The following is a 22,800-nucleotide window of genomic DNA, read 5'->3' on the forward strand; positions in this document are numbered from 1 at the left end:
ACGGGGCAATCGCTAGCCGCGCCATTCTTCTGGGCCAGTTGCGGTGGTGCTGGTCCGAAACGGTCGTTTCGCAGACGGAACTTGATGACGGAAGGGGCGTTGAGACGTGGGGCTCACCTGATGGATAACCACCTGACGAGGAGAGGGTCGATGATGTCACCAGCGCGATTTGTGCTTTGCGGGTGCCTGCTGGTCGCTGCCAATGCGGCACATGCCGACGAGGCCAAATTTCTCCAGTCCTTTAAGGGGAATTTCGCCGGCAAGGGGGCTGTCCAGGTGACGACAGAGGCCCCGACCGTCAGCGTCTCCTGCACATTCAAATCGGATTCGACATCATCCTCGTTGTCGCTCGACGGCAACTGCCGCGGCCTTATCCTGGTGAGCCGCGCCATCAGCGCGCATCTGAAAACCAGTGGCACCAGATACAGCGGCGTCTATGTGGGATCGCGCACTGGTCCGGCGCAGCTCAACGGCAGCCGCTCCGGCAACGCGATCAATCTTGCCATCCGCTGGGCCAAGCCCGTCAATGGCAACAGCGTTTCGCAATTGACCGTGGAGAAAAAAGGCACCGACGGCATTCTGTTGACCGTCACCGACCACGATCCCAAAACCGGCAAGAACGTGGTGACCAGTCGCATCGATCTGAAGCGCACCTGACGGGTGCATTGATATTCAGGTGATGTCTGGCCCGAATCTCCATACCCATATCCGGCGTCAGTCCTCGATCGGCTCCGGCGGGTGGGCATCGCGGCCCCTGCCGAACGTATAGCCGGTTTCCACCGCCTTGCGGCCGAACTTGTCGCGCAACGCGTCGATGGCGCCTTCTGCCATGGCGCGCTTGCGCGACTGGAGGTCGACGAGGTCAGGCGGGTCGGCCTTGTCGTCGTCGGAAAGGTCGCTGACGCCGATGCCGAGCAGCCGGTATTTCGTGCCATCCGCTTCCCTGCGCAAAAGGTCCACGCCGGTCGAAAAGATGCGGTCCGCGAGCCTTGTCGGGTCGCCGAGCTGGCGGTTGCGGGTGCGCAGCTTGAAGTCCTGGGTCTTCAGTTTCAGCACCACGGTGCGCCCGGCGATGCCTGATTTTTTCAGTCGCGCCGAGACCTTTTCCGAAAGGCCCCTCAGCACCGAGACCAGTTCTTCCAGTGATGCGATGTCGGTGTCGAAGGTGGTTTCGGCCGATACGCTCTTGGCGTCCTGGTCAGGATCGACGCGGCGGACGTCCTCTCCGCGCGAAAGCCGATAGAGCCGGTCACCCATTGAACCATAGCGGCGCATCAAGTCGCCGCGCTCCATCCTTTGAAGCTGGCCAATGGTGCGGATGCCGTCGCGCTCCAGCGTGGCGTTGAATGCCTTGCCGACGCCCCAGATCATGGTCACCGGCTGCGGCGCCAGGAAGCCGACCGCCTCGGCCTCGCCGATGACCGAGAAGCCGCGCGGCTTGCGGAAATCCGACGCGATCTTGGCGAGGAACTTGCAGTAGGAGAGGCCGGCCGAAACCGTGATGCCGATCTCCGTCTCGACCGCCTGCGCAAAGCGCGCCAGCACCACCGCCGGCGGCAGACCGTGCAACCGCTCGGTGCCGGCGAGATCGAGAAATGCCTCGTCGATCGACAGCGGCTCGACCAACGGCGTCAGCGCCTGCATCATGGCGCGCACTTCGCGGCCGACATGCACATATTTTTCCATGTTGGGCGGGATCACGACGGCCTCGGGGCAGGCTTCGAGCGCCTTGAACATCGGCATGGCGGAGCGCACGCCCCTGATACGGGCGATGTAGCATGCGGTGGAGACGACCCCGCGCTTGCCGCCGCCTATGATCAGCGGCTTGTCCTTGAGCGCCGGGTTGTCGCGCTTTTCGATCGACGCGTAGAAGGCATCGCAGTCGATATGGGCCAGATGCAGCCGGTAAAGCTCCGGATGGCGGGCAAGGCGGGGGCTGCCGCAGCGCTCGCAGCGGCGCGTTTCACTGCGCTGAAACGTCAGGCAGTCACGACAAAAACCGTGATCAGGATTGTTGACAGGGGCCGCCATCGCTGCGAACATAAAGAGAACAGAGGCAATGGTACGACAGTGCAGGGCCAGCGACAAGCTTGGCCTGGGGAGAACATATGAGCACGACCATAGTACCGCTGACGCCTGAGCTCTGGCCTGAATTCGAGGACCTTTTCGGCAAGCAGGGCGCCTGTTACGGCTGCTGGTGCACGCATTTCCGGCTGGCACCGGCGGCGCGGCGCGAGAGCAGCCGCGAACGCAACAAGGACCACATAAAGGCGCGCATCGAAGCCGGCCCACCGCCCGGCCTGCTGGCCATCGAGGATGGTAAGGCGGTTGGCTGGATGCAGATCGGACCACGGGCCGACGTGCCCGAATGGAACAACAAGGGCAGGGGCTCGGCGCCGATCGACCCCGCCGATGCTTCCGATCCGGCCGTTTGGGCGATCTCGTGCTTTTTCATCCGCGCCAAAGCACGCGGCAGGGGCATCACCCACCAGCTCGTCGAAGGCGGTGTCGATTTCGCCCGCAAAAGCGGGGCACGCCTTGTCGAGGCCTGCCCGATCGACCTGTCCCGCGATTCGCGCTCCATCGGGCTGTTCGTCGGCTCGTCGCGCGTGTTCGAAAAGGCCGGGTTCGAGAGGCTCGTCGAGCGGAAGGCCGGCCGGCCATTGATGCGACTGGTGCTGGGCGCCTGAACATCGCTGTCTTGCAGTTGTGATTGTATTTCCCTACCAGAAGTACGAACAGATTTTTGCCTTTCGACCAAACGGAGAGTTCCCGTGACCCGTATGTTGCCAGTTGCCATTACCGCGCTCCTGCTCAGCGCGCCCGCTTTCGGCCAGACCGTCGACAGCCAGGGCGCGAAGCAATTGTCCGATGACCTGTCCCGCTATGTCGGTAAACAGGCACTCGACAAAGGCATCCTGAAGGTTTCGGTCGAAGGCAACGCCTACAAGATCGTGTTTGATTTCAAGGCTCTGGCCGGGACATTTCCCGACCAGAAGCTGGTGAAATTCGACTTTGCGCCCTACGCCCTGCTGGTCAAGCCGCGCAGTGACGGATCCTGGGATGTCTCGATGGATTTTTCGCAAAGCGCATCTTTCGAGTTCAACGGGCCCGAGGGGCTGCAAAGCACACAGTTTTCAATCAAGGACGGCAAGGGTTCCGGCGTCTACGATCCGAAACTTGCCGCCTTTACCAGCGGCACCAGCTCGATCGCGAGCATGACGATGGCATCGAAGGACGCCAAGCAGCAGATCGATATGAGCGCTGGCGCGGGCACCGCGAGCCTGTCCGCGACCAAGGCGGCTAATGGCGGCGTCGATTTCACGACATCGCAAAAGATTTCGAGCTTCGTCGAAGCGATAAAATACAATGATCCCGAGAGCGGGCTGAATTTTCCGGTCACGATAAGGTCGCCGGAATTGTCGGTGGAAGCCAGTGGCAAGGGCGTGCAGACCAAGCCGCTGCTCGACCTCCTGGCATTTGCCGTGGCCAATGAAGACGAGAAGACGCTGAAGGCAAACCAGGCGCAACTCAAGTCGCTTCTGCTTGCCGCGCTTCCGGTGTGGGAGCGCATCGATGGCACTTATGGCTTCAAGGATTTCGCGGTCGACAGCCCGATCGGCACTTTCGGGGCGACCCAGCTCAGCGCCGTGTTCGGTACCGACGGCGTCTCCCAGAACGGCAAAATCAGCTATGGCATCAAGGCTTCAGGGCTGACCGTGCCGCAGCAGCTTTTGCCAAGCTGGAGCGTGGCGCTGCTGCCCACCGATATCGACCTGAACTTCGGCGGCGCGAACATCGATCTCGACAGCATGGCGAAGAAGGCTATCGAAGCCTTTGATCTCAATCACAAACCGCCGTTGTCGGCGGAATTCGGCGACCAGCTCAAGGCCGACTTCCTGGCCAAGACGCCGAAGGTTGTCATCGATCACAGCACCGTCAAGAACAAAGACATGGAGATCGCGCTGGAAGGCGAGATGACAAGCTTCGGCCAGAAACCCGACGCGAGTCTCACTGTCGATGTCGCCGGCTTCGACAAGATCATGGCGCATCTGCAGGAGGCGGCAAAGGCGCAGCCGGAGATCGGGCAGTACGTGCCTGTCGCTCTCATGGCGAAGGGTTTTGCCAAAACGCTGCCGGATGGCAAGTTGGAGTGGGTTATCAACACCAAGGCTGACGGCTCGGTCGCTGTCAACGGTGTCATGCTGAAGCCTGCCGATCCCGCAGTGGACGATAGCGTCGATGACGGTAACGGCGCGGACGATGGCAACGGCGACGATAGTGGCGGTAGCGATAATGGCGGTAACGACAATGGCGGATCAGGAGCGAAACTGAACCCTTGAGGGTTCAGCCCTCGATCCCGAAACCAAAGTCACTTTTGGGCGATTTGCCTTAGAACCCCAGCGCGCCCGCGATCTTCGGCCCGGCTTCGCGCCATTCCTGGACGACGATGACGTCGCCCGGGACTGGCGGCAGGAACGCACGTAGCGAATTGTCGGCCATCAGGTGGAAAAGATTTGCGTCGGCGACCGATTCCCGCACCGACGCCAGATTGTGCGGCTGATCGTCGACGAAAACCACCGGCCGGCTGCTACGGCCGCGCAGCCTCGCCACCGCTGGTCCCTTGGCCATTTCAGTGGTCAGCAGCGGATAGTTTAGCCCCAGGGCATCGAGATGGGCCCGGCGCACGGCGCGATGCTTGTGCGGCATGGCCGTCAGCATGATGATCTCGGCGTTGTCGCCAAGTCTTGCCAGGGCTTCCACGGCACCGTCGGTGATGCTCTGCCAATCGGCTTGCGCATCGAAGAAATCGCCCAGAAGTGCCGTGACTTCCGGCTGTTCGATCAGGCGGCCGCCGGCTGTTTCGGCGATATTGCCGGTCAGGCGGAAGGACGCCAGTGTCAGGCCATAACCGCGCGCCTTGAGGAAGTGCGGAAAGGGGCGGATGAATTCGAGCACGACGTCGTCGACGTCGAGCACCAGCAGCGGCCGGTCGTCGGCCGCCAGCTCCTCGATCTGGCGCGCGGTCTCTGGATCATCGCTCATATCGAACGCTCATGGTTGTCGTCGCCGAGCGGCAAGGCGCGCAACGCCTTACCGACGGCCGCCGGCGGCGTGCCGGTTTCCTCGGCAAAGCGCATCAGGGTCGGCTCGTGGGCGAGAATGAACTGCAGGACGCCGGCCAGGAATCCCGGCTCGCCGGCGGCCTTTCGGATCGAATGCGCCTCTATTCCGGTGATGGCCAGAAAACGCGGCAACAGCTCCGGATCGGAGGCAACGAAACCCAGCGCCTTCACGGCAAGGGTTTCCGCCTCTTCGCGCATTGACGCCGCGTTTGCCATCACTACCTTCGGTATGCGGAATGAGTCTCTTCCGCAGTAATGGCAAGAGTTGTTTGCGGCAAGCCTTTACAACGCGGCGCGCCTTTTCGACGCGCGGGAAGACGGGGTGGAAATCGCGCTGCTTTGCAGCCATAGGTTTCCGTTTCGTCAATCATATTGCCGTATAGTGAAGCAGGGTTTGGTGCGCTCAAGGAAGAACGCATGACGGCTGCCTTCGAGCGGAGGGCGACCGGGACGGGATGTCGATGCCGAAGAAGGTCATGATCGTCGAGGACAATGAGCTCAATATGAAGCTCTTTCGGGACCTCATCGAAGCAAGTGGATACGAGACGGTGCGCACCCGCAATGGTCTGGAGGCGCTCGACCTTGCCCGCCAGCATCGGCCGGATCTCATCCTGATGGACATCCAGTTGCCCGAAGTGTCGGGTCTGGAGGTGACCAAATGGCTGAAGGAAGACGACGACCTGCATGTCATCCCGGTCATCGCGGTGACTGCCTTCGCGATGAAAGGTGACGAGGAACGCATCCGCCAGGGCGGCTGCGAGGCCTATATCTCAAAGCCGATCTCGGTGCCGCGTTTCATCGAAACCATCAAATCCTATCTGGGCGATGCCTGATGTGCCTTTCCAGCCGAGCCGGAGCCTTGTGAAATGACCGCGCGGATCCTCGTCGTCGACGACATCCCTGCCAATGTGAGGCTGCTGGAGGTTCGGCTGCTGGCCGAGTATTTCGAGGTGCTGACCGCCACCAACGGGCCTGATGCGATCGAGACTTGCGAGAACGGCAAGGTCGACGTGGTGTTGCTGGATGTCATGATGCCCGACATGGATGGGTTCGAAGTCTGCCGACGGCTGAAAAGCGATCCGGCGACGTCGCACATCCCGGTGGTGATGATCACCGCGCTCGACCAGGTGTCCGACCGCGTGCGCGGGCTGGAAGCCGGCGCCGACGACTTCCTGACCAAGCCCGTAAACGACTTGCAGCTGATGACGCGGGTCAAGAGCCTGGTCAGGTTGAAGTCTCTGACCGACGAGCTCAGGCTGCGCGCTTCGACGACCCGCAACATCGGCATCGAAGAGTTGCTCAGCCGCAATTTCGCATCCGAGGACACGACGCCAAAAGTGCTTTTGATCGACGAGCGCAAATCGTCGGTCGAGCGCATCGAGAAGATGCTGCGCGACCGTGCCGACCTCGACGTCACCAGCGATCCGCACGCCGGTTTCTTCCAGGCCGCCGAGACACCCTACGAATGCGTGATGATCTCGACGGCCTTCGCCGATTTCGATCCGCTCAGGCTCTGCTCGCAGTTGCGCTCGCTCGACCGAACCCGTTTCGTGCCGATCATCCTGCTGGCGGAGGAGGGCGAGGAGGAGCGCATCATCCGCGGCCTCGAACTCGGCATCAACGACTATCTGATGCGGCCGATCGACCAGCAGGAACTGACGGCACGGCTGCGCACCCAGGTGCGCCGCAAGCGCTACAACGACCAATTGCGCGCCAGCGTCACCCAAACCATCGAGATGGCGGTAACGGACGGCCTGACCGGGCTGCATAACCGCCGCTATCTCGACAGCCATCTGCAGACGCTGTTCGACCGCGCCGTGGCGCGGCGCCGGCCGTTGTCGGTGATGATCACCGATCTCGACCGCTTCAAGTCCATCAATGACACGCATGGCCACGATGGCGGTGACGAGGTGCTGCGGGAATTCGCGCGGCGGCTGCGCAAGAATGTTCGCGGCATCGACCTTGCCTGCCGTTTCGGCGGCGAAGAGTTCGTGGTGGTCATGCCGGACACCGATGGCGCGGTGGCCGAGAAGGTGGCCGAACGCATCCGGGCCGAGATCGCCCAGAAGCCGTTTGCCCTCGGTGCCGATGGTAAGACCATCGAGGTCACCGTCAGTGTTGGCGTGTCGTCGGTACTGAAGGGCATGGATACGGTGGCGGCGCTGATGAAGCGCGCCGATCTCGCGCTCTATGAAGCCAAGAGTGGCGGCCGCAACCGCGTTGTCGCCAAAGCGGCGTAACGGCCCAGGCTCGATTATCCAGTCACTCCGACAGGGTTACCCGTTTACCTTAATCCAAGCGATTCGCGAGCCTTGGTTAAGAAAGTGTTGATTTTCATAAGCTCTTGCGCAAGTGTGCTGGTCAAGACGAAACCGGCACGAGGGTAGATAGCCGGCTCGATCTCTCGAATACCCCATGATGCTCAGGTCCGCCGCATCTCCTGGGTCCGTGGGGTCGGCCGGCCGGCGCTGGCACATAGTGGCCTCCTCGTACCGCTGCCAAACGCCGACCGGCCCCCTTTGTTTCAAAACGGACTCAAGACTCCGTACCAAGCCCGAAATATCAGGGGCTTTTTCATGCGCGGAAAATCTGAATAACGCTTCCTGAACTATGGCGACTTCAACCGATAAGGCTGTTTGCCACTCGCCGACCGTGCCTCTCGCAGACATTCGATGGCCTCCTGACAAGCGATTGACAGGGGCCTTCTTCTGTGTAGAAATTGGTTGGACCATTGAACCACTTGGAGTTGCTGTGGACCATAACAGCCTGCCACCCATTCAGACGACGGCGCGGGACGACGCCGTGCTGAAGGCTTTGGTGGGCTTTGTGCGTGCCGAAGCCCTGCAGCCCGGCGAGCGGCTGCCGACGGAGCGTATTCTGGCCGAGCGGCTGAAGGTCAGCCGCAACACGGTGCGCGAGGCACTGACGCGGTGGGAAGGGCTCGGTCTCGTCGAGCGCCGGCAAGGCAGTGGCACCTACCTCAAGGCGGCTGTGTCTCCTGACATGCTGCACATGCCGCTGACGCTGGCGGGCGGCAACGATTTCACCAGCCTGATGCAGACTCTGGAAATCCGCCGTGCGCTGGAAGCTGAGGCGGCGGCCCTTTGCGCCGAGCGCGCGAGCCAAGCCGATATCGCCGAGATCGAACGCAAGCTCGACATCATGGAACAGGCGTTTCGCACCCGTGACGGCATGTCGTCGGAAGAGGATTGGGAATTCCACCAGGCGATCTACAGGGTTTCGGGCAATCCGCTGTTCGAACAGATCATCGCCGCTATGCACGAACTGTTCCACCGCTTCTGGGAGCATCCGCTCGGCGTGCGCGACTTCGGCCACGCCAGCTTTCCCTACCACCGCACCATCTACGAATTTATCGCCGCGCGTGACCCGCAAGGCGCGCGCGCCGAGGCGCTCAAGCTGATCGCCACCGTCGAGGACGACCTCAAGCGCGGTGCGGCCAAACTCAAACTTCCGAGCCAGACATGAACGAGCATCCGACCGGTTTCGACCACGACTATCTTGCCGAGGCGGCGACGCTTCTGGCGCATGACGAACCGTTCCCTGGTGGCGCGGTGGTGCCGCCGATCTACCAGACGTCGCTGTTCACCTTCGCCAACTATGCCGAAATGGCCGATACGTTTGCCGGCAAACGAAAGCAGCCGATCTATTCGCGCGGCGACAACCCGACGGTGATGGAGTTCGAGGCGCGCGTGGCCGCGCTCGAGGGCGCCGAGGCCGCGCGCGGCTTTTCAAGTGGCATGGCTGCGATCAGCGCTACCGTGCTTGCCTTCGTCGGCGCCGGCGAGCGCATCGTTGCGGTCCGCAATTGCTATGGCGACGCCTACCGCCTTTTCGAGCGGCTTCTGCCGCGCCTCAATATCAAGGTCGACTATGTCGACGGTTCCGATCCCGATGCGGTCGCGGCGGCACTTCCCGGCGCCAAGCTGCTCTATCTGGAAAGCCCGACCTCGATGATGTTCGAGCTGCAGGACCTGCCACACCTGACCCGCCTGGCCAGGGAGCAGGGCATCGTCACCACCATCGACAATTCCTGGGCGACGCCGGTTTTCCAGAAGCCGATCTCGCACGGCGTCGATCTCGTGCTGCACTCGGCCTCGAAATATCTCGGCGGCCATAGCGACACCGTCGCCGGCGTAGTGGCGGGTTCGGCCGCGCACATCAAGCATATCAACGAGCAGACGTACTCCTATCTCGGCGGCAAGCTGTCGCCGTTCGAGGCCTGGCTGCTGTTGCGTGGACTGCGGACGCTGCCGTTGCGTTTGCCGCATCATATGAAGAGCGGGCTCACAATCGCCGAGCGGCTGAAGGCGCATGGCAGTGTCGAGCGGGTCAACCATCCCGCTTATTCGAACCATCCCGGCAAAGCGACGCTTGCCGGCTATGCCGGCCTGTTCTCCTTCGAGGTGACGGACGATATCGACATCCCGGTTTTCGTCGATGCGATGAAATATTTCCGCATCGGCGTCAGTTGGGGCGGGCATGAGAGCCTGGTCGTGCCGGCCAAGGCGTCGCTGGAGCAGACGCCAGGACTGAATTCGATGGCGCGCTTCGGCGTCAGCCCCCGAACCATCCGCTTTAATGTCGGATTGGAAAGTGTCGAGGACCTCTGGGCCGATATCGCCCAGGCCTTCGAAAAAGCCAGAAAATAACAAGCAGGTTCAAAATGGGAGTCTTGAACATGAAAAAACTGACCGTCATGCTTGCCACCGTTGCGGGACTGGCGATTTCCGCCGGGAGCGCGCTGGCCGATTCGACCCTCAAGATGGTCGAAGTCATCACCAGCCCGCCGCGCACCGAGTTCCTGAAAAAGCAGATCGCCGAGTTCGAAGCCGCCAATCCCGGCGTCAAGGTCGAACTGGTGTCGTTGCCCTGGGGACAGGCCTTCGAGAAATTCCTGACCATGGTGCAGGCCGGCGACACGCCCGACGTGGTCGAGATGCCGGAGCGCTGGATGGGCCTCTATGCCAACAATGCCCAGCTCGAGGATCTCGGGCCCTATATGGCCAAATGGGCTGATGCCAAGACGCTCGGCGAGCGCGCCAAGCAGTTCGGCTCGACGGTCAACAACACCCAGTTCATGATCCCTTACGGCTATTATGTGAATGCGCTGTTCTGGAACAAGAAGCTGTTCAAGCAAGCCGGCCTCGACGGCCCGCCGGCCACGCTCGATGAGTTCGTCGCCGACTCCAAGAAGATCTCCGCCATCCCAGGCAAGTACGGCTACTGCCTGCGCGGCGGCCCGGGTGCCTTCAACGGCATGCACATGTTCATGAACATTGCGGCCGGGAAGGGCGGCTATTTCAACGAGGACGGCACCTCGACCATCAACGAAGAAGGTTCGGTCAAAGGCCTTCAGATGCTGGCCGACATGTACAAGCAGGGGCTGGCGCCGAAGGATGCGGTAAGCTGGGGTTTCAACGAAACCGTCACCGGCTTCTATTCCGGCACCTGCGCCATGCTCAACCAGGATCCGGACGCGCTGCTCGGCATCGCCGACAAGATGAGCGCCGACGACTTCGCCGTGGCGCCGCTGCCGGTCGGACCAAGCGGCAAATCCTATCCGACGCTCGGCTACGCCGGTTGGGCGATGTTCGCCAACTCGCAGCACAAGGACGACGCCTGGAAGCTGATGTCGACCCTTCTGTCGCCGAAGGACAATCTCGAATGGGCGAAGGAAGTCGGTGTCATCCCGATCCACAACGGCGCCGACCAGGACGCGCATTTCAAGACCGAGCAGTTCAAGGGCTGGTTCACCGAACTGAGCGACAGCTCCAAATATGAGATGGTGACGCCGCCGACGCATCTGGAAAACCTCGGCAATTTCGTCGACCAGGTGGCGATCAAGAACTTCCAGGAAGTCTTGCTTGGCCAGAAGACGGCCAAGGAAGTCGCCGACCAGTGGGCAGCGTTCCTGACCAAGGAACAGCAGGATTGGATGGCGAAGAACAAGAAGTGACGCCCTTCTTCCTTCTCCCCATTTCACGGGGAGAAGGTGTCACGAAGTGACGGATGAGGGGCGGCGCCATCCTCTCGTAGGTTCGCGCAGCCCTCATCTGCCTGCCGGCATCTTCTCCCCGTGAACGGGGAGAAGGAAGCTGTTGCCATGTCGCACCAATCTTCCACTGCGAGCGCCAATGACCTATGCCGTCTCCGAAATACGATCCGCCGGCCGGCCGCGAAAGAAGCGGCTTTCCTATGCGGCGTTCGAGCCCTGGCTCTATCTCAGCCCGGCGATCATCCTGCTGGTCGTGGTGCTGCTTGTGCCGCTGGTCATAGGCATCAGCTATTCCTTCCGCAAATTCTCGGCCTTCAAGTCGGAATATGTCGGGCTCGGGCAGTATCAGGCGATGCTGTCGGACCAGGTACTTGGACAGGCGCTGGTCAACACGCTGTGGTGGACGGTCGCAAGCCTGTTCTTCCAGTTCTTCCTCGGCCTTGGCCTGGCGCTGCTGCTCGACAAGCCGTTCTTGGGCCGCAAGGTCGTGCAGGCTCTGGTGTTCCTGCCCTGGGCCGTGCCGTCCTTCCTTTCGGGCCTGACCTGGGCCTGGTTGTTCAACCCGATCATCGGTCCGTTGCCGCACTGGCTGTTCGCGTTGGGGCTGAAGGCCGAGCCGACCAACGTACTCTCCGATCCGGCCACAGCGATATGGGGGCCGATCGTCGCCAATATCTGGTTCGGCATTCCCTTCTTCGCCATCACGCTTCTGGCTGCCCTGAAGTCGATCCCCTCGGAACTGCATGAGGCGGCGGCGATCGACGGCGCTTCGCCCTGGCAACGCTTCACCAAGGTGACGCTGCCGTTCCTGGCGCCGACCATCGCCATCACGGTGATGCTGCGCACCATCTGGATCGCCACCTTCGCCGACCTGATCTTCGTCATGACGGAGGGCGGACCGGCCGGCTCGACCAACACGGTGCCGGTCTACATCTATGTCAGTGCGTTCAAGTCGCTGGACAAGGGCTATGCCTCGGCGGTGGCCGTTCTGCTGCTCGTCCTGCTCATCGCCTATGCGATTGCGCTAATCGCCATCCGCCGCTCACTGGTGAGGCACGTCTGATGATCGCAGGGCGCTCAACCTCGCAACGGGTCTTCGGCGGCATCGGCCTCTACGCGGCCATCGCTGCTTATGTGATCTTCGCCTTGTTTCCGATCTACTGGACGCTGAAGATCTCGGTCACCCCGGAGCGGCTGCTCTATTCCGAAGGCGTCACGTTCTGGCCGTCTCACGTGACGTTACAGAACTTCGTCACCGTGCTCGAGGCGACCGATTTTCCACGCTATTTCCTCAACAGCGTCATCGTCTCGGTGTCGACGGCGGCATTGGTGACGGTCATAGCCACGCTCGCCGGCTACGCCTTGTCGCGTTTCACCTTTCGCGGCAAGGCGGCGCTGGCTCTCTTGTTGCTGCTGACCCAGACCTTTCCGCTGGTGATGGTCATTCCGCCGATCTACCGCGTCATGGGTCAGATCGGCTTGATCAACAGCCTGACCGGGCTGATCATCATCTACACCGCCTTCAACACCGCCTTCGCCACCTTCCTGATGCAGTCCTTCTTCGACGGCATCCCGAAGGATCTGGAGGAGGCGGCGATGATCGACGGCTGCACGCGGGCACAAGCGATGCGCCGCGTGATCGTGCCGCTGACGCTGCCCGGCATGGGCGCCACGCTGGGCTTCGTCTTCACAGCGGCGTGGAGCGAGCTTCTGTTCGCGCTGATGCTGATTTCAAGCGACGCCCAGAAAACCTTTGCCGTCGGCCTGCTCACCTTCATCGGCAAGTTCGCCGTCGACTGGGGGCAGATGATGGCGGCATCCATCCTGGCGCTGATCCCGGTCTGCATCTTCTTCGCCTTCCTGCAACGCTACCTCGTCACCGGCCTGACCGCCGGCGCCGTCAAAGGATAGATCGATGGCTTCTGTTTCGCTCGAAAAGGTCCGCAAGGACTATGGTGCCGTTCGTGTCCTGCACGCCGTCGATCTTGAAATCGCCGATGGCGAATTCGTGGTGCTGGTCGGCCCGTCCGGTTGCGGCAAGTCCACGCTTTTGCGCATGATCGCCGGGCTTGAGGAAGCCTCCGGCGGCGAGATCCGCATCGGCGAGCGGGTGGTCAACGACGTGGCGCCGAAGGATCGCGACATTGCCATGGTGTTCCAGTCCTATGCGCTCTATCCGCATATGGACGTGTCGAAGAACATGGGCTTCAGCCTCATGCTGAGGAAGGCCGAGAAGCCCGCCATCGATGCCCGCGTCGACGGTGCGGCCAAACGGCTCGGCCTGGACAGTTTCCTGCAACGCCTGCCCAGGCAGTTGTCGGGCGGCCAGCGCCAGCGCGTCGCCATGGGCCGCGCCATCGTACGTGACCCCAAAGTGTTCCTGTTCGACGAGCCGCTGTCGAACCTCGATGCCAAGCTGCGCGTGCATATGCGCGCCGAGATCAAGGCGCTGCACCAACAATTGAAAACCACTTCCGTCTACGTCACGCACGACCAGATCGAGGCGATGACCATGGCCGACCGCATCGTCGTCATGCATGATGGGCTGATCCAGCAGGTCGGCGCCCCGCTCGATCTCTACGACCGGCCGGCCAATATGTTCGTCGCCGGCTTCATCGGCTCGCCGGGCATGAATTTCCTGCCGGCGACGGTTCGCAAGGGCGGCCTACTGGAAGCGGTGCTGTCGGATGGCCAGTCGCTAAAACTGCCGGACGGCTTACCGCTCAAGGAGGGTGATACGATCACCGTCGGCCTGCGGCCCGAGCATATCCGGCTGGCCGGTGACGGTGCGCTGCAAGGCGAGGTGGGGGTGGTGGAGCCGCTCGGCCTGTCGACGCAGTTCTATGTCAAACTGGCCGGCCAGCAGCTCTGCGTGTTCGCCATGGGCCGTGCCGGGGTGAAGCCCGGCGATACCGTGCGGCTCGCGGCCGATCCGGCGTCGCTGCACCTGTTTGACCCGAAAAACGGCGACCGCATCGGGTGAGGGACTAAGCCTGCCGGCTGAACAAAAAACGCCGCCCGATGGGCGGCGTTTTGCATTCCAGAGAAACCAGATTACTTGATCTTGGTTTCCTTGAATTCGACGTGCTTCTTGGCGACCGGGTCGTACTTGCGGAACGACAGCTTGTCGGTCTTGGTACGGCTGTTCTTGCTGGTCACGTAGAAGAAACCGGTGTCGGCGGTCGACAGAAGCTTGATCTTGATGTTTGCGGCTTTGGCCATGGTATCAGTCCGTTTGTTCGTGGAGTTTTGGCCGCTGGAGCACGGGGAAAACACCCGGACGCGGGAAACTTGGCGCGACACATAAAGAACGTACCCGGAAAGTCAAGCCCGGCGGACCTGATGTGGCCGGTTCGAGCTGCCCAGCATGCATAAATTACACGGTTTCCGTCTGGGGCGCGGCAACCTTCTTCCAGTCTCCGGTCGTATTCCACCAGCGATTCGGATTGGTGCGGTCGTCCAGCCCCTTGGAGCGGCTGGCAAGGATCGGCTGGATGCGGATCACCGGCTCCTGGTAGGAGTGCGCCTGGAAAATCACCTCGACGACGCGGCTGGCCAGCGCCTGGTCATCAGGCAATTCGAACGACACCTCGACCGTGCCCGGGCGGCGGCGCAATTCGGCTTCGGCGCCGGCCGCCGCGCCTTCCAGTGGCCTGTAGCGTTCGATGCCGTGCGCCGACTGATAAGCGTTGCGGTCATATTTGCCCATGGCCAGCGGGGCGATCGCGACCACCGCGTCCATGATGCGGTCGACATCCGCGGCCGGCGCCTGGAAGGTCACCAGCAGCAAAAGCGTCATGCGCAGGGATGTGGTTTCAAAGCCGCTGTCGATCATGGGAGTGTCCTCAACTTCCGATGTTTGGGAACACCTCTTTTACCGCTTGGCTGCTGACACGGTTCTGTCAGCAGCCTGCCGCCTCAGGGCGGCGACAAAGGGCTTTTGTCCCCCGTTACAGGAGAATCTTGCGCACAAGCCTGAAGCAGACCAGGACGATGTAGGCGGCGAAGAACAGGCCGAGCGACCAGCCGAAGCCGGAAGGTCCGAAACTGTCCATGCCGATCCCGATCGCCTGCGGGCCAAGCACCATGCCGACGCCGTAGCACAGCACGAAAGCAGCATTGGCCGACGCCAGTTCGTGGCCGGAAAGCTGCGAACCGAGATGGGCAAGGCCGATCGTGTACATGGCCGCGACGACACCGCCCCAGACGAAAAGCAGCGCTGCCATGAAATGCCAGTTCGCGGCGAAGAAGGGCATGAACACCGTGCCGGCCAACCCTACAATGGCGCAGGCGAGCAGCAGATAGCGGCGATCGCTGACCCTGTCGCTGATCATGCCGATGGGTATCTGCAACAGCACGTTGCCGAGACCGATCATGGTCAGGAGAAGTGCCGCGTCGGCCTCGGAATAGCCGATGCGGTTGCCGTAGACTGGAAATAGCGCGAAGCCGCCGGTCTCCACCGCGCCGAACACCAGCACGGCGAAGGTCGCGGTCGGAACCAGCCAGATGTAGCGCAGGAAGTTGCTGGTTTCGCCGTCGGCGACAATGGTGGGGCTCTCGTTACGCGCCGCCAGCACCGGTATCGCGGCCAGCGTCACCAATGCGACGATGACGCCGAATGGCCTGAAGCCGGAGCTGCCGAGATGGGCGAACAGCCACGGACCGGCGGCAAAACCGAGCGACAGGACAGTGGCGTAGATGCCAAGGACAAGGCCACGCCGGTAGGGAGGCGCCGACGTGCTGATCCAGAATTCCGACAGGATGAACAGCACGGTCAGCGCAATGTGCAGCACTATGCGCAGCGGGAACCACATCCAGAAATCAGGTGCGAAATGAAAGCCGATGAAGGCGAACGCACCGGCGGCAATCATGCCAATCATGGTCCACGCGACACCGAAGCGCATGGCGAGCGGTGTGGCCAATGGCGCTCCGGCGATCGAGGCAAGGCCGGCGACAGCCGTGTTGAGGCCGATCATGGAGGCCGAATGGCCGCGTGTTTCCAGGATGACGCTGAGCAGGGGCATGCCCAAGCCGATGGCGATGCCGACGACGCTGATCGACGAGATCGCCGCGATCATTGGCAGCCAGTGTACGCGTTCGTCGCCCTTTGGTTGGGTATCGACCGTCATGGGTGTCTGAGTACTCGATGTTTTACAGAATTTCGCGGGTGAAGCGATTGCGGATCAGCCGGTAGAAGGGGACGGGACTGCCCGGACGCAGCTGCGGATCATGGGCCAGACGCTCTTCCAACTCGTCCAGGATCGTTCGGGTGATGTCGGGTATGTCGGCTTCGCGAGCCTTGGCAAGCGGCAGCCAGACCAGTTCCTCGAGTTCGTTCGTCGGGCCGCCGCCAGGCAGTTCGACAGCGACGTCGCCGCGCCAGGCGCTGAAGAAGCGTGTATCGAAGCGGCGCACCCGGTTGGGCGGAGTGATGGCCCGGGCGATGAAGCGCAGCATGTCCAGGGAGGGCTGCACGCCATGTTCGGCAAAACCCTGCCAATCGCGCCTAGCGGTGGCAAAGGCACCTTTGCGGCCGATCAGAAGCCCAGCTTCCTCGTAGGTCTCGCGGATCGCCGACAGGGCGATGGCGCGGGCTCGCGCGGCGCTGGTGTGTCCTGGGCCGGCGGTAAGCTTTGTTTCCTGTTCCGGGTGTAATGCCGCGGCGACAGCGATGCGACTGTCGGCAGGGTCGGTGCGGCCCCCGGGGAAGACGAATTTTCCAGGCATGAAGGCGTGGCCGGCATGGCGGCGGCCCATCAGCACAAGAACTTCATCGCCCTTGCGGTCAAGCAGGATCAGGGTCGCCGCATCGCGTGGGCGTATCGGCCGATCGCTAAGAGCGATCATGCTCGGCTCGATCCTGTCGACTTCCGCCTTGGTCATACCATCCATGCGCAGGACCTAGCGGAAACTTCTTGCATGCGAAAGTGGCCTTGATGATCGGCATATTGCGCCAGCCAGTATCTCAGGCTCCCGGATGCGGCTCGATCACATCCTTTTCGCCACCAAATCCATGCATATAGAACGCCCATTGCAGTCCGATGACGGCACCTTTGACAGGCTGCAGCAGTGCAACCGACAGCAAGATGGTCAAGGGCACCCAGATCGCGATGTGCTGCCAGGTAGACAAGGTCGAGGTCGCTTCGACGCCCATGAAGGCGCCGAGAACGATGTGGCCGACGATGACGATGACCAGATAGGCCGGCAGGTCATCGGCGCGATGGTGGTGGATCTCCTCGCCGCACACGCTGCAGGTCTCCACCGTCTTGGTGAAGCCGCGAAACAGCTTGCCTTCGCCGCAGTTCGGGCAACGGCCCAGCAGACCGCGCTTCATCGCCGTCCACAAGGGGCGGGCAACCCGGCCCGAGCGATGTTCGCCGCCGAAAACCTGTTGTTCCATCATCGTCTCCTGCCGCGTGAACCCGGTCGCGATTGCGACGCACGGGCGCGGCCTTTAGCCTTGTGAAATGACCGTTTCGAGCCTGGCAGGGGCTTCGGGTCGGTCAACATTTCGAAACGCATCGCGCCGGCCATCGGAGCCACCTGAACGAGCCGAACCTCGACGCGATCCGCCAGTTGGTAGCCTTTGCCGGAGCGTTCTCCAAACAGGGAGCGGGCAGTTTCGTCGAATATATAGTAATCGCCGCCCAGAGTTGACACGGGGATGAAACCATCGGCGCCATACTGCGGCAATTGGACAAATAGTCCTGATTTGGTGACGCCGGAGATGCGGGCATCGAACCGGTCGTCGATGCGTTCGGCAAGATAAGCGGCGATCAGCCGGTCGACCGTGTCGCGCTCGGCAGCCATCGCGCGGCGTTCGGTGCCGGAGATCAGCACCGCAACATCTTCGAGACGGGCCGCTTCGTCCTGGGTCAACCCTCCCGGACCGAGGCCGAGCGCGGTGATAAGTCCGCGATGCACGATCAGATCGGCGTAGCGGCGGATAGGCGAGGTGAAATGCGCGTAGCGCCTCAAATTGAGGCCGAAATGGCCGATGTTCTTCGGCGAATATTCGGCCTGGCTCTGCGAGCGCAGCACCACCTCGTTGACCAGGCCTTCATTGTCGGCGCCCCGTACGCGTTCCAGAATGCCGTTGAACTGGCTGGGCCGCATCTGCGCGCCGCGCGCCAGCGACAGGCCAAGCGTCTGCAGGAACTCGCGCAATGATTCCTGCTTGGCGAGCGAGGGCGCGTCATGGATACGATAGACCAGCGCCTGCTTCTTCCCCTCCAGCGTTTCGGCGGCGGCGACATTGGCCTGGATCATGAATTCTTCGATCAGCTTATGGGCATCGAGCCGTTCCGGCACGATGACGCGGTCGACCGTGCCATCGTCTTTCAGCAGGATCTTGCGTTCCGGCAGGTCGAGTTCGAGCGGCTGGCGGCCTTCGCGCCCGCGCTTGAGGATCGCGTAGGCATCCCACAGCGGCTTCAGCACCGTGTCGAGGATCGGGCCGGTCTTGTCGTCCGGCACACCGTCGATCGCTGCCTGCGCCTGCGGGTAGGCAAGCTTGGCCGCCGACTTCATCATGATGCGGTGGAACGAGTGCCGGATCTTGTGGCCATCGGCGGAGAAGGTCATGCGCACCGCCAGCGCCGGCCGGTCCTGGCCTTCGCGCAGCGAGCAGAGGTCGTTGGAGATGCGCTCGGGCAGCATCGGCACGACGCGATCCGGGAAATAGACCGAATTGCCTCGCTTCAGCGCTTCGCGGTCGAGTGCGGTGCCGTAGCGGACATAGGCGGCGACATCGGCGATGGCGACCGTGATGACCACGCCGCCTGGGTTCTTCTCATCGATATCGGGTGTGGCGAACACCGCGTCGTCATGGTCCTTCGCGTCGGCCGGATCGATGGTGACGAGCGGCAGGTCGCGCCAGTCCTCGCGGTTGGCCATCGTCGCCGGTTTGACGGCTTCGGATTCAGCAATCACGTCGGCCGGGAAAATGTGCGGAATGTCGTGGGCGTGGATGGCGATCATCGAGACCGCCTTTTCACTGGTCAGCGAGCCCAGCACGTTGAGCACCTTGGCTCTCGGCAGCCCATAGCGGGAGGCCCGCGCGGGTTCGACCTCGACCAGGTCGCCGTTCCTGGCGCCGTTCTGGAATTCCTTGTCGACGACCAGTTCCGGCTGGCGCCGTTCCACCGGCTCGATGCGAAAGGTGCCGTCCTGAAGCACCCGGAAGACACCGAGAACGGCCTCGTTGCGTTTCTCGAAGATCTTCATCACCCGGCCGGTATAGGCGGGACCCGACGGATCATCGGTCGGGAACGTCTTGGCCAGCACGCGGTCGCCGATGCCCGGCGCCGGCCCGCTGCCGCCGCGCGAAACCCGGATCGAGACCACGGGCGGCTCGCCAGTGCCGACGGCCTCGGTCGGATGGGCCAGCAAAATACCGTCGCCATCGCGGCCGAATATATCGAGCACGGCAACATGGGGCAGGGCGCCGACCCGGGCCAGCCGCTTGCGCTCCTTGCTCAGGACGCCCTCATCCTGCAGGTCGCGCAGGAGATCCTTCAGCCAGATGCGGTCGTCGCCACGCAGCGCGAAGGCCTTGGCGATGTCGCGTTTTCCCGCCCGATCAGGATTCTCGGCGATGTAGCGCAGGATTTCGTCACGCGAAGGCCGGTAATCGTCCTTGACCTTGGCCCTGGTGTCGGCGGTGCGCGGATCGCCGTGGCTTCTTCCGGTGATCCTGCGCGCCACGCCGTCCTACCCTTTTTTCTTCGCGGCCGGCTTCTTGGCCGCTGTTTTCTTGACCGGGGCCTTGGCCGCTGCCGCCGCAGTCTTGCGGGCCGGTTTCCTGCCGCCGCCGCCCTTGGCTTCCTTCTCGGCAATCAGCGCCAGCGCATCTTCCATGGTGACGGATTGCGGATCCTTGCCCTTGGGCAGCGTGGCATTGACCTTGCCGAAATTCACGTAAGGTCCGTACTTGCCGTCGCGCACGACGATCTTGCCGCCGCCGTCCGGATGGTCGCCAACCTCCTTCAGCGCTGCCGGAGTACCACCGTTGCGGCCGCCCTTGGCCTTCGACTGCTTCTCGGCAATCACGGTGACGGCCCGGTTGAGGCCGATCGAGAACACATCCTCGATGCTGTCGAGATTGGCGTAGGTGCCATCGTGCAGCACGAAGGGACCGTAACGGCCGAGCCCGGCCGAAATCATCTTGCCGCTCTCGGGATGCTTCCCCACGTCGCGTGGCAGCGACAACAATGCCAGCGCCTTCTCATGATCGATGGAGTCAGGCGTCCAGCCCTTGGGCAGGCTGGAACGCTTGGCGTCCTTGCCCTCGCCGCGCTGGATATAGGGGCCGAAGCGGCCAGAGCGCAGCGTGATTTCCTCCGCCGTGTAGGGGTCCTTGCCGAGCAGCCTGGTGCCGTCCTCGCCGCCGCCATTCTCGCCATTCGGGTTGGCGGCGTCGCCGAGCTGGCGGGTGAAGGAGCATTCGGGATAGTTGGAGCAGCCGACGAAGGCACCGAACTTGCCAAGCTTGAGCGACAGATTGCCGGTGCCGCATTTCGGGCAGATGCGCGGGTTCGAACCGTCTTCCCGTGCGGGGAACACCAGCGGTGCCAGTTCCTCGTTCAGCGCATCGAGCACGTCGGTGACGCGCAACTCCTTGATGTCGGCGACGGCGCCGGAAAAATCCTTCCAGAAGTCGCGCAGCACGTCCTTCCAGGCGAGCTTGCCGTCCGAAATCTCGTCGAGCTTTTCCTCGAGCGATGCGGTGAAGTCGTACTCGACGTAGCGCTCGAAGAAACTTTCGAGGAAAGCCGAGAGCAGGCGGCCCTTGGCCTGCGGCACCAGCCGGCGCTTGTCGATGGCGACATAGTCGCGGTCCTCGAGCGTCTTCAGAATCGCCGTATAGGTCGACGGCCGGCCGATGCCGAGTTCCTCCAGCTTCTTGATCAGCGAGGCCTCGGAGTAACGCGGCGGTGGCTCTGTCGTGTGCTGGGTGGCGTTGATCGCCTGACGGGTGAGCTGCTCGCCGGCCCGGATTTCGGGCAAGCGGCGGTTTTCCTCGTCTTCGGCGTCGTCGTCCTTCTGGTCGGTGTAGGCGGCGATGAAACCGTCGAAGCGGACGACCGAACCCACGGCGCGAAGCTCGGCGATACGAGCCCCGTTCACGGCTTCTATCTCGACAGTCGTGCGCTCGATTTCGGCTGGCTGCATCTGGCTGGCGATGGCGCGCTTCCAGATCAGTTCATAAAGCCGCGCCTGGTCGGCATCGAGATACTGCCTGACCGATGCCGGGGTGCGCATGAAATCCGTCGGGCGGATCGCCTCGTGCGCCTCTTGGGCATTCTTGGCCTTGGCGGTGTAAAAACGCGGCTTTTCCGGCAGGTATTTCGGGCCGAACTCCTTGGCGATCGCATCGCGAGCGGCCGAGATCGCCTCGGGCGCCATCTGCACGCCGTCGGTTCGCATATAGGTGATCAGGCCGGCGGTCTCGCCGCCAATGTCCATGCCCTCATAAAGCCGCTGCGCCACCTGCATCGTGCGAGTGGCCGAGAAACCGAGGCCCGACGAGGCGGCCTGCTGCAGCGTCGAGGTTGTGAAGGGCGGGCCAGGATTGCGCTTGGTCGGCTTGGCTTCGACGGACAGCGCCTTGAAGGCCGCACCTTCGAGCATCGCCTTGATGTCGTCGGCCTGCGCCTTGTTGGAAATGTCGAGTTTCTGGAGTTTCTTGCGTTCGAAGGCGGTCAGCCGCGCCTCGAAAGTCTCGTTGCGCGGTGTGCCGAGGATGGCCGCGATCTGCCAGTATTCCTCGCGGATGAAACGCTCGATCTCGGATTCGCGGTCGCAGACCAGGCGCAATGCCACCGACTGGACGCGGCCGGCCGAACGGGCACCAGGCAATTTGCGCCACAGCACCGGCGACAGCGTGAAGCCGACGAGATAGTCCAGCGCCCGGCGGGCGAGATAGGCGTCGACCAGCGGCGCATCGATCTGGCGTGGATTGGCCATCGCCTCCAGCACCGACGATTTGGTGATGGCGTTGAAGACGACGCGGCTGACCGGCTTGTCCTTCAGCGCTCGCTTCTGCTTCAATACTTCCAGCACATGCCAGGAAATGGCCTCACCTTCGCGATCCGGGTCGGTGGCGAGGATCAGGCCATCGGCATCCTTGACCGCCTTGGCGATGTCGGCGAGCCGCTTGCCCGATGCGGTATCGACCGCCCAGGACATGGCGAAATCTTCATCCGGGCGCACCGAGCCATCCTTGGCCGGCAAATCGCGGACATGGCCGAACGAGGCCAGGACCTTGTAGTTCCTGCCGAGATATTTGTTGATTGTCTTCGCCTTGGCCGGCGATTCGACGACGACGACGTCCATGAGGTCTCTTATCTGCTGTGATGCGCCAGAAGAATTCCGCTGCGCGCGACGAAATCTCGTTTCTGTTTGTCGCTCACATGGCCGCGCTTTTGCATCCGGTCAAGGGGAGGCGTCTAAATTGCCGGACGGTCCGCAGCGAATACACTCTTAGAGTGTATGAAGAAAATCACAGAATTTCGGTCAGGGGAGGTGATGGCCGCAAGCCGGCGAAAATGACCGGATGCTCTTCCGGTGAGTCGAGAAAAATCGCCTGGCGTGCCGCCCCTCGACCACATGTCCCGGTGCACGAAAGGAAGCTGGCCGCCGCTGCATGGGGGGCGG

21 protein-coding genes are annotated in these 22,800 nt (G+C 62.5%); 11 read left to right on the top strand and 10 right to left on the bottom strand.

Annotated elements, in window-relative coordinates:
* The first annotated feature begins 150 nt into the window (after positions 1-150).
* Positions 151-657, top strand: coding sequence for a hypothetical protein (locus FJ958_RS07720; RefSeq protein ID WP_140741228.1), 507 nt, complete (start codon positions 151-153; stop codon positions 655-657).
* A gap of 57 nt (positions 658-714) precedes the next feature.
* On the opposite strand, the gene FJ958_RS07725 is transcribed toward FJ958_RS07720, so the two are convergent.
* A complete protein-coding gene (locus FJ958_RS07725) occupies positions 715-2,043 on the bottom strand; it encodes a DNA polymerase IV (RefSeq protein WP_140741230.1) in 1,329 nt (442 codons plus the stop codon).
* A 65-nt stretch (positions 2,044-2,108) separates the two neighbouring features.
* Here FJ958_RS07725 and FJ958_RS07730 point away from each other — a divergent pair, with 65 nt between their 5' ends.
* Together FJ958_RS07730 and FJ958_RS07735 are read left to right on the top strand one after the other, a co-directional pair.
* Entirely contained in the window at positions 2,109-2,690 is a 582-nt protein-coding gene (locus tag FJ958_RS07730; RefSeq protein WP_140741231.1) for a GNAT family N-acetyltransferase, read from the top strand.
* Between the two features lie 93 nt (positions 2,691-2,783).
* Positions 2,784-4,343 carry a hypothetical protein gene (locus tag FJ958_RS07735; protein ID WP_140741298.1) on the top strand — a complete coding sequence of 520 codons (1,560 nt, stop codon included), beginning with the start codon at positions 2,784-2,786 and terminating at the stop codon, positions 4,341-4,343.
* A 49-nt stretch (positions 4,344-4,392) separates the two neighbouring features.
* Here the strand turns inward: FJ958_RS07735 and FJ958_RS07740 are convergent, their stop codons facing one another.
* Together FJ958_RS07740 and FJ958_RS07745 are read right to left on the bottom strand one after the other, a co-directional pair.
* Positions 4,393-5,046, bottom strand: coding sequence for a hypothetical protein (locus FJ958_RS07740; protein WP_140741233.1), 654 nt, complete (start codon positions 5,044-5,046; stop codon positions 4,393-4,395).
* Positions 5,043-5,342, bottom strand: a complete 300-nt coding sequence (locus FJ958_RS07745; RefSeq protein WP_140610111.1) for a DUF3572 domain-containing protein — start codon at positions 5,340-5,342, stop codon at positions 5,043-5,045. Before FJ958_RS07745 ends, FJ958_RS07740 begins: the two co-directional genes overlap by 4 nt.
* Positions 5,343-5,587: 245 nt before the next feature.
* On the opposite strand from FJ958_RS07745, the gene FJ958_RS07750 reads away from it, so the two are divergent.
* From FJ958_RS07750 to ugpC, 8 genes are all read left to right on the top strand, one after another.
* Positions 5,588-5,959 carry a response regulator gene (locus FJ958_RS07750; RefSeq protein ID WP_006334976.1) on the top strand — a complete coding sequence of 124 codons (372 nt, stop codon included), beginning with the start codon at positions 5,588-5,590 and terminating at the stop codon, positions 5,957-5,959.
* Positions 5,960-5,992: 33 nt separating this feature from the next.
* On the top strand, positions 5,993-7,366 hold the full coding sequence (locus FJ958_RS07755; protein WP_140741235.1) for a PleD family two-component system response regulator: 1,374 nt from the start codon (positions 5,993-5,995) through the stop codon (positions 7,364-7,366).
* 511 nt (positions 7,367-7,877) lie between these two features.
* Positions 7,878-8,612, top strand: coding sequence for a FadR/GntR family transcriptional regulator (locus tag FJ958_RS07765; RefSeq protein WP_140741236.1), 735 nt, complete (start codon positions 7,878-7,880; stop codon positions 8,610-8,612).
* Positions 8,609-9,796 carry a PLP-dependent transferase gene (locus FJ958_RS07770; protein WP_140741238.1) on the top strand — a complete coding sequence of 396 codons (1,188 nt, stop codon included), beginning with the start codon at positions 8,609-8,611 and terminating at the stop codon, positions 9,794-9,796. The genes FJ958_RS07765 and FJ958_RS07770 overlap by 4 nt, the downstream gene beginning before the upstream one ends.
* A gap of 29 nt (positions 9,797-9,825) precedes the next feature.
* Positions 9,826-11,103 carry a sugar ABC transporter substrate-binding protein gene (locus FJ958_RS07775; protein ID WP_140741240.1) on the top strand — a complete coding sequence of 426 codons (1,278 nt, stop codon included), beginning with the start codon at positions 9,826-9,828 and terminating at the stop codon, positions 11,101-11,103.
* 178 nt (positions 11,104-11,281) lie between these two features.
* Positions 11,282-12,205, top strand: coding sequence for a sugar ABC transporter permease (locus FJ958_RS07780; protein WP_140741241.1), 924 nt, complete (start codon positions 11,282-11,284; stop codon positions 12,203-12,205).
* Positions 12,205-13,053 (top strand): carbohydrate ABC transporter permease, encoded by an 849-nt coding sequence (locus FJ958_RS07785; RefSeq protein ID WP_140741243.1) that lies wholly within the window; start codon positions 12,205-12,207, stop codon positions 13,051-13,053. The genes FJ958_RS07780 and FJ958_RS07785 overlap by 1 nt, the downstream gene beginning before the upstream one ends.
* Positions 13,054-13,057: 4 nt before the next feature.
* Complete coding sequence (gene ugpC / locus FJ958_RS07790) at positions 13,058-14,125, top strand: sn-glycerol-3-phosphate ABC transporter ATP-binding protein UgpC (protein WP_140741244.1); 1,068 nt, start codon at positions 13,058-13,060, stop codon at positions 14,123-14,125.
* Positions 14,126-14,196: 71 nt separating this feature from the next.
* Here ugpC and rpmG read toward each other — a convergent pair whose 3' ends face one another.
* The 7 genes from rpmG to topA all read right to left on the bottom strand — a co-directional run bounded on the left by rpmG (position 14,197) and on the right by topA (position 22,479).
* Positions 14,197-14,364, bottom strand: coding sequence for a 50S ribosomal protein L33 (rpmG, locus tag FJ958_RS07795; RefSeq protein ID WP_006201775.1), 168 nt, complete (start codon positions 14,362-14,364; stop codon positions 14,197-14,199).
* A gap of 154 nt (positions 14,365-14,518) precedes the next feature.
* Positions 14,519-14,977 (bottom strand): hypothetical protein, encoded by a 459-nt coding sequence (locus FJ958_RS07800; RefSeq protein ID WP_140741246.1) that lies wholly within the window; start codon positions 14,975-14,977, stop codon positions 14,519-14,521.
* A 115-nt stretch (positions 14,978-15,092) separates the two neighbouring features.
* Positions 15,093-16,271: an MFS transporter gene (locus FJ958_RS07805; RefSeq protein WP_140741247.1), complete on the bottom strand. Its 1,179-nt coding sequence runs from the start codon at positions 16,269-16,271 to the stop codon at positions 15,093-15,095.
* Between the two features lie 22 nt (positions 16,272-16,293).
* Positions 16,294-17,034: an NUDIX domain-containing protein gene (locus FJ958_RS07810; RefSeq protein ID WP_140741249.1), complete on the bottom strand. Its 741-nt coding sequence runs from the start codon at positions 17,032-17,034 to the stop codon at positions 16,294-16,296.
* Positions 17,035-17,107: 73 nt separating this feature from the next.
* A complete protein-coding gene (locus tag FJ958_RS07815; protein ID WP_181176320.1) occupies positions 17,108-17,542 on the bottom strand; it encodes a DUF983 domain-containing protein in 435 nt (144 codons plus the stop codon).
* Positions 17,542-19,848 (bottom strand): ribonuclease R, encoded by a 2,307-nt coding sequence (rnr, locus tag FJ958_RS07820; protein ID WP_140741252.1) that lies wholly within the window; start codon positions 19,846-19,848, stop codon positions 17,542-17,544. The genes FJ958_RS07815 and rnr overlap by 1 nt, the downstream gene beginning before the upstream one ends.
* A 6-nt stretch (positions 19,849-19,854) precedes the next feature.
* Positions 19,855-22,479, bottom strand: a complete 2,625-nt coding sequence (topA, locus tag FJ958_RS07825) for a type I DNA topoisomerase (protein ID WP_140741254.1) — start codon at positions 22,477-22,479, stop codon at positions 19,855-19,857.
* Positions 22,480-22,800 lie beyond the last annotated feature (321 nt).

This window comes from Mesorhizobium sp. B2-3-5, assembly GCF_006442395.1.
Lineage (GTDB): Bacteria > Pseudomonadota > Alphaproteobacteria > Rhizobiales > Rhizobiaceae > Mesorhizobium.

Bases quoted from the DNA above. Each gene is read 5' to 3' on its own strand.
- FJ958_RS07800 (WP_140741246.1), bottom strand. From the start codon at position 14,977: ATGATCGACAGCGGCTTTGAAACCACATCCCTGCGCATGACGCTTTTG.
- FJ958_RS07780 (WP_140741241.1), top strand. From the start codon at position 11,282: ATGACCTATGCCGTCTCCGAAATACGATCCGCCGGCCGGCCGCGAAAG.
- FJ958_RS07725 (WP_140741230.1), bottom strand. From the start codon at position 2,043: ATGTTCGCAGCGATGGCGGCCCCTGTCAACAATCCTGATCACGGTTTT.
- FJ958_RS07755 (WP_140741235.1), top strand. From the start codon at position 5,993: ATGACCGCGCGGATCCTCGTCGTCGACGACATCCCTGCCAATGTGAGG.
- FJ958_RS07730 (WP_140741231.1), top strand. From the start codon at position 2,109: ATGAGCACGACCATAGTACCGCTGACGCCTGAGCTCTGGCCTGAATTC.
- FJ958_RS07785 (WP_140741243.1), top strand. From the start codon at position 12,205: ATGATCGCAGGGCGCTCAACCTCGCAACGGGTCTTCGGCGGCATCGGC.
- FJ958_RS07735 (WP_140741298.1), top strand. From the start codon at position 2,784: ATGTTGCCAGTTGCCATTACCGCGCTCCTGCTCAGCGCGCCCGCTTTC.
- ugpC (WP_140741244.1), top strand. From the start codon at position 13,058: ATGGCTTCTGTTTCGCTCGAAAAGGTCCGCAAGGACTATGGTGCCGTT.
- FJ958_RS07810 (WP_140741249.1), bottom strand. From the start codon at position 17,034: ATGGATGGTATGACCAAGGCGGAAGTCGACAGGATCGAGCCGAGCATG.
- FJ958_RS07740 (WP_140741233.1), bottom strand. From the start codon at position 5,046: ATGAGCGATGATCCAGAGACCGCGCGCCAGATCGAGGAGCTGGCGGCC.
- FJ958_RS07770 (WP_140741238.1), top strand. From the start codon at position 8,609: ATGAACGAGCATCCGACCGGTTTCGACCACGACTATCTTGCCGAGGCG.
- FJ958_RS07720 (WP_140741228.1), top strand. From the start codon at position 151: ATGATGTCACCAGCGCGATTTGTGCTTTGCGGGTGCCTGCTGGTCGCT.
- FJ958_RS07805 (WP_140741247.1), bottom strand. From the start codon at position 16,271: ATGACGGTCGATACCCAACCAAAGGGCGACGAACGCGTACACTGGCTG.
- FJ958_RS07775 (WP_140741240.1), top strand. From the start codon at position 9,826: ATGAAAAAACTGACCGTCATGCTTGCCACCGTTGCGGGACTGGCGATT.
- rpmG (WP_006201775.1), bottom strand. From the start codon at position 14,364: ATGGCCAAAGCCGCAAACATCAAGATCAAGCTTCTGTCGACCGCCGAC.
- topA (WP_140741254.1), bottom strand. From the start codon at position 22,479: ATGGACGTCGTCGTCGTCGAATCGCCGGCCAAGGCGAAGACAATCAAC.
- FJ958_RS07750 (WP_006334976.1), top strand. From the start codon at position 5,588: ATGCCGAAGAAGGTCATGATCGTCGAGGACAATGAGCTCAATATGAAG.
- FJ958_RS07745 (WP_140610111.1), bottom strand. From the start codon at position 5,342: ATGGCAAACGCGGCGTCAATGCGCGAAGAGGCGGAAACCCTTGCCGTG.
- FJ958_RS07815 (WP_181176320.1), bottom strand. From the start codon at position 17,542: ATGGAACAACAGGTTTTCGGCGGCGAACATCGCTCGGGCCGGGTTGCC.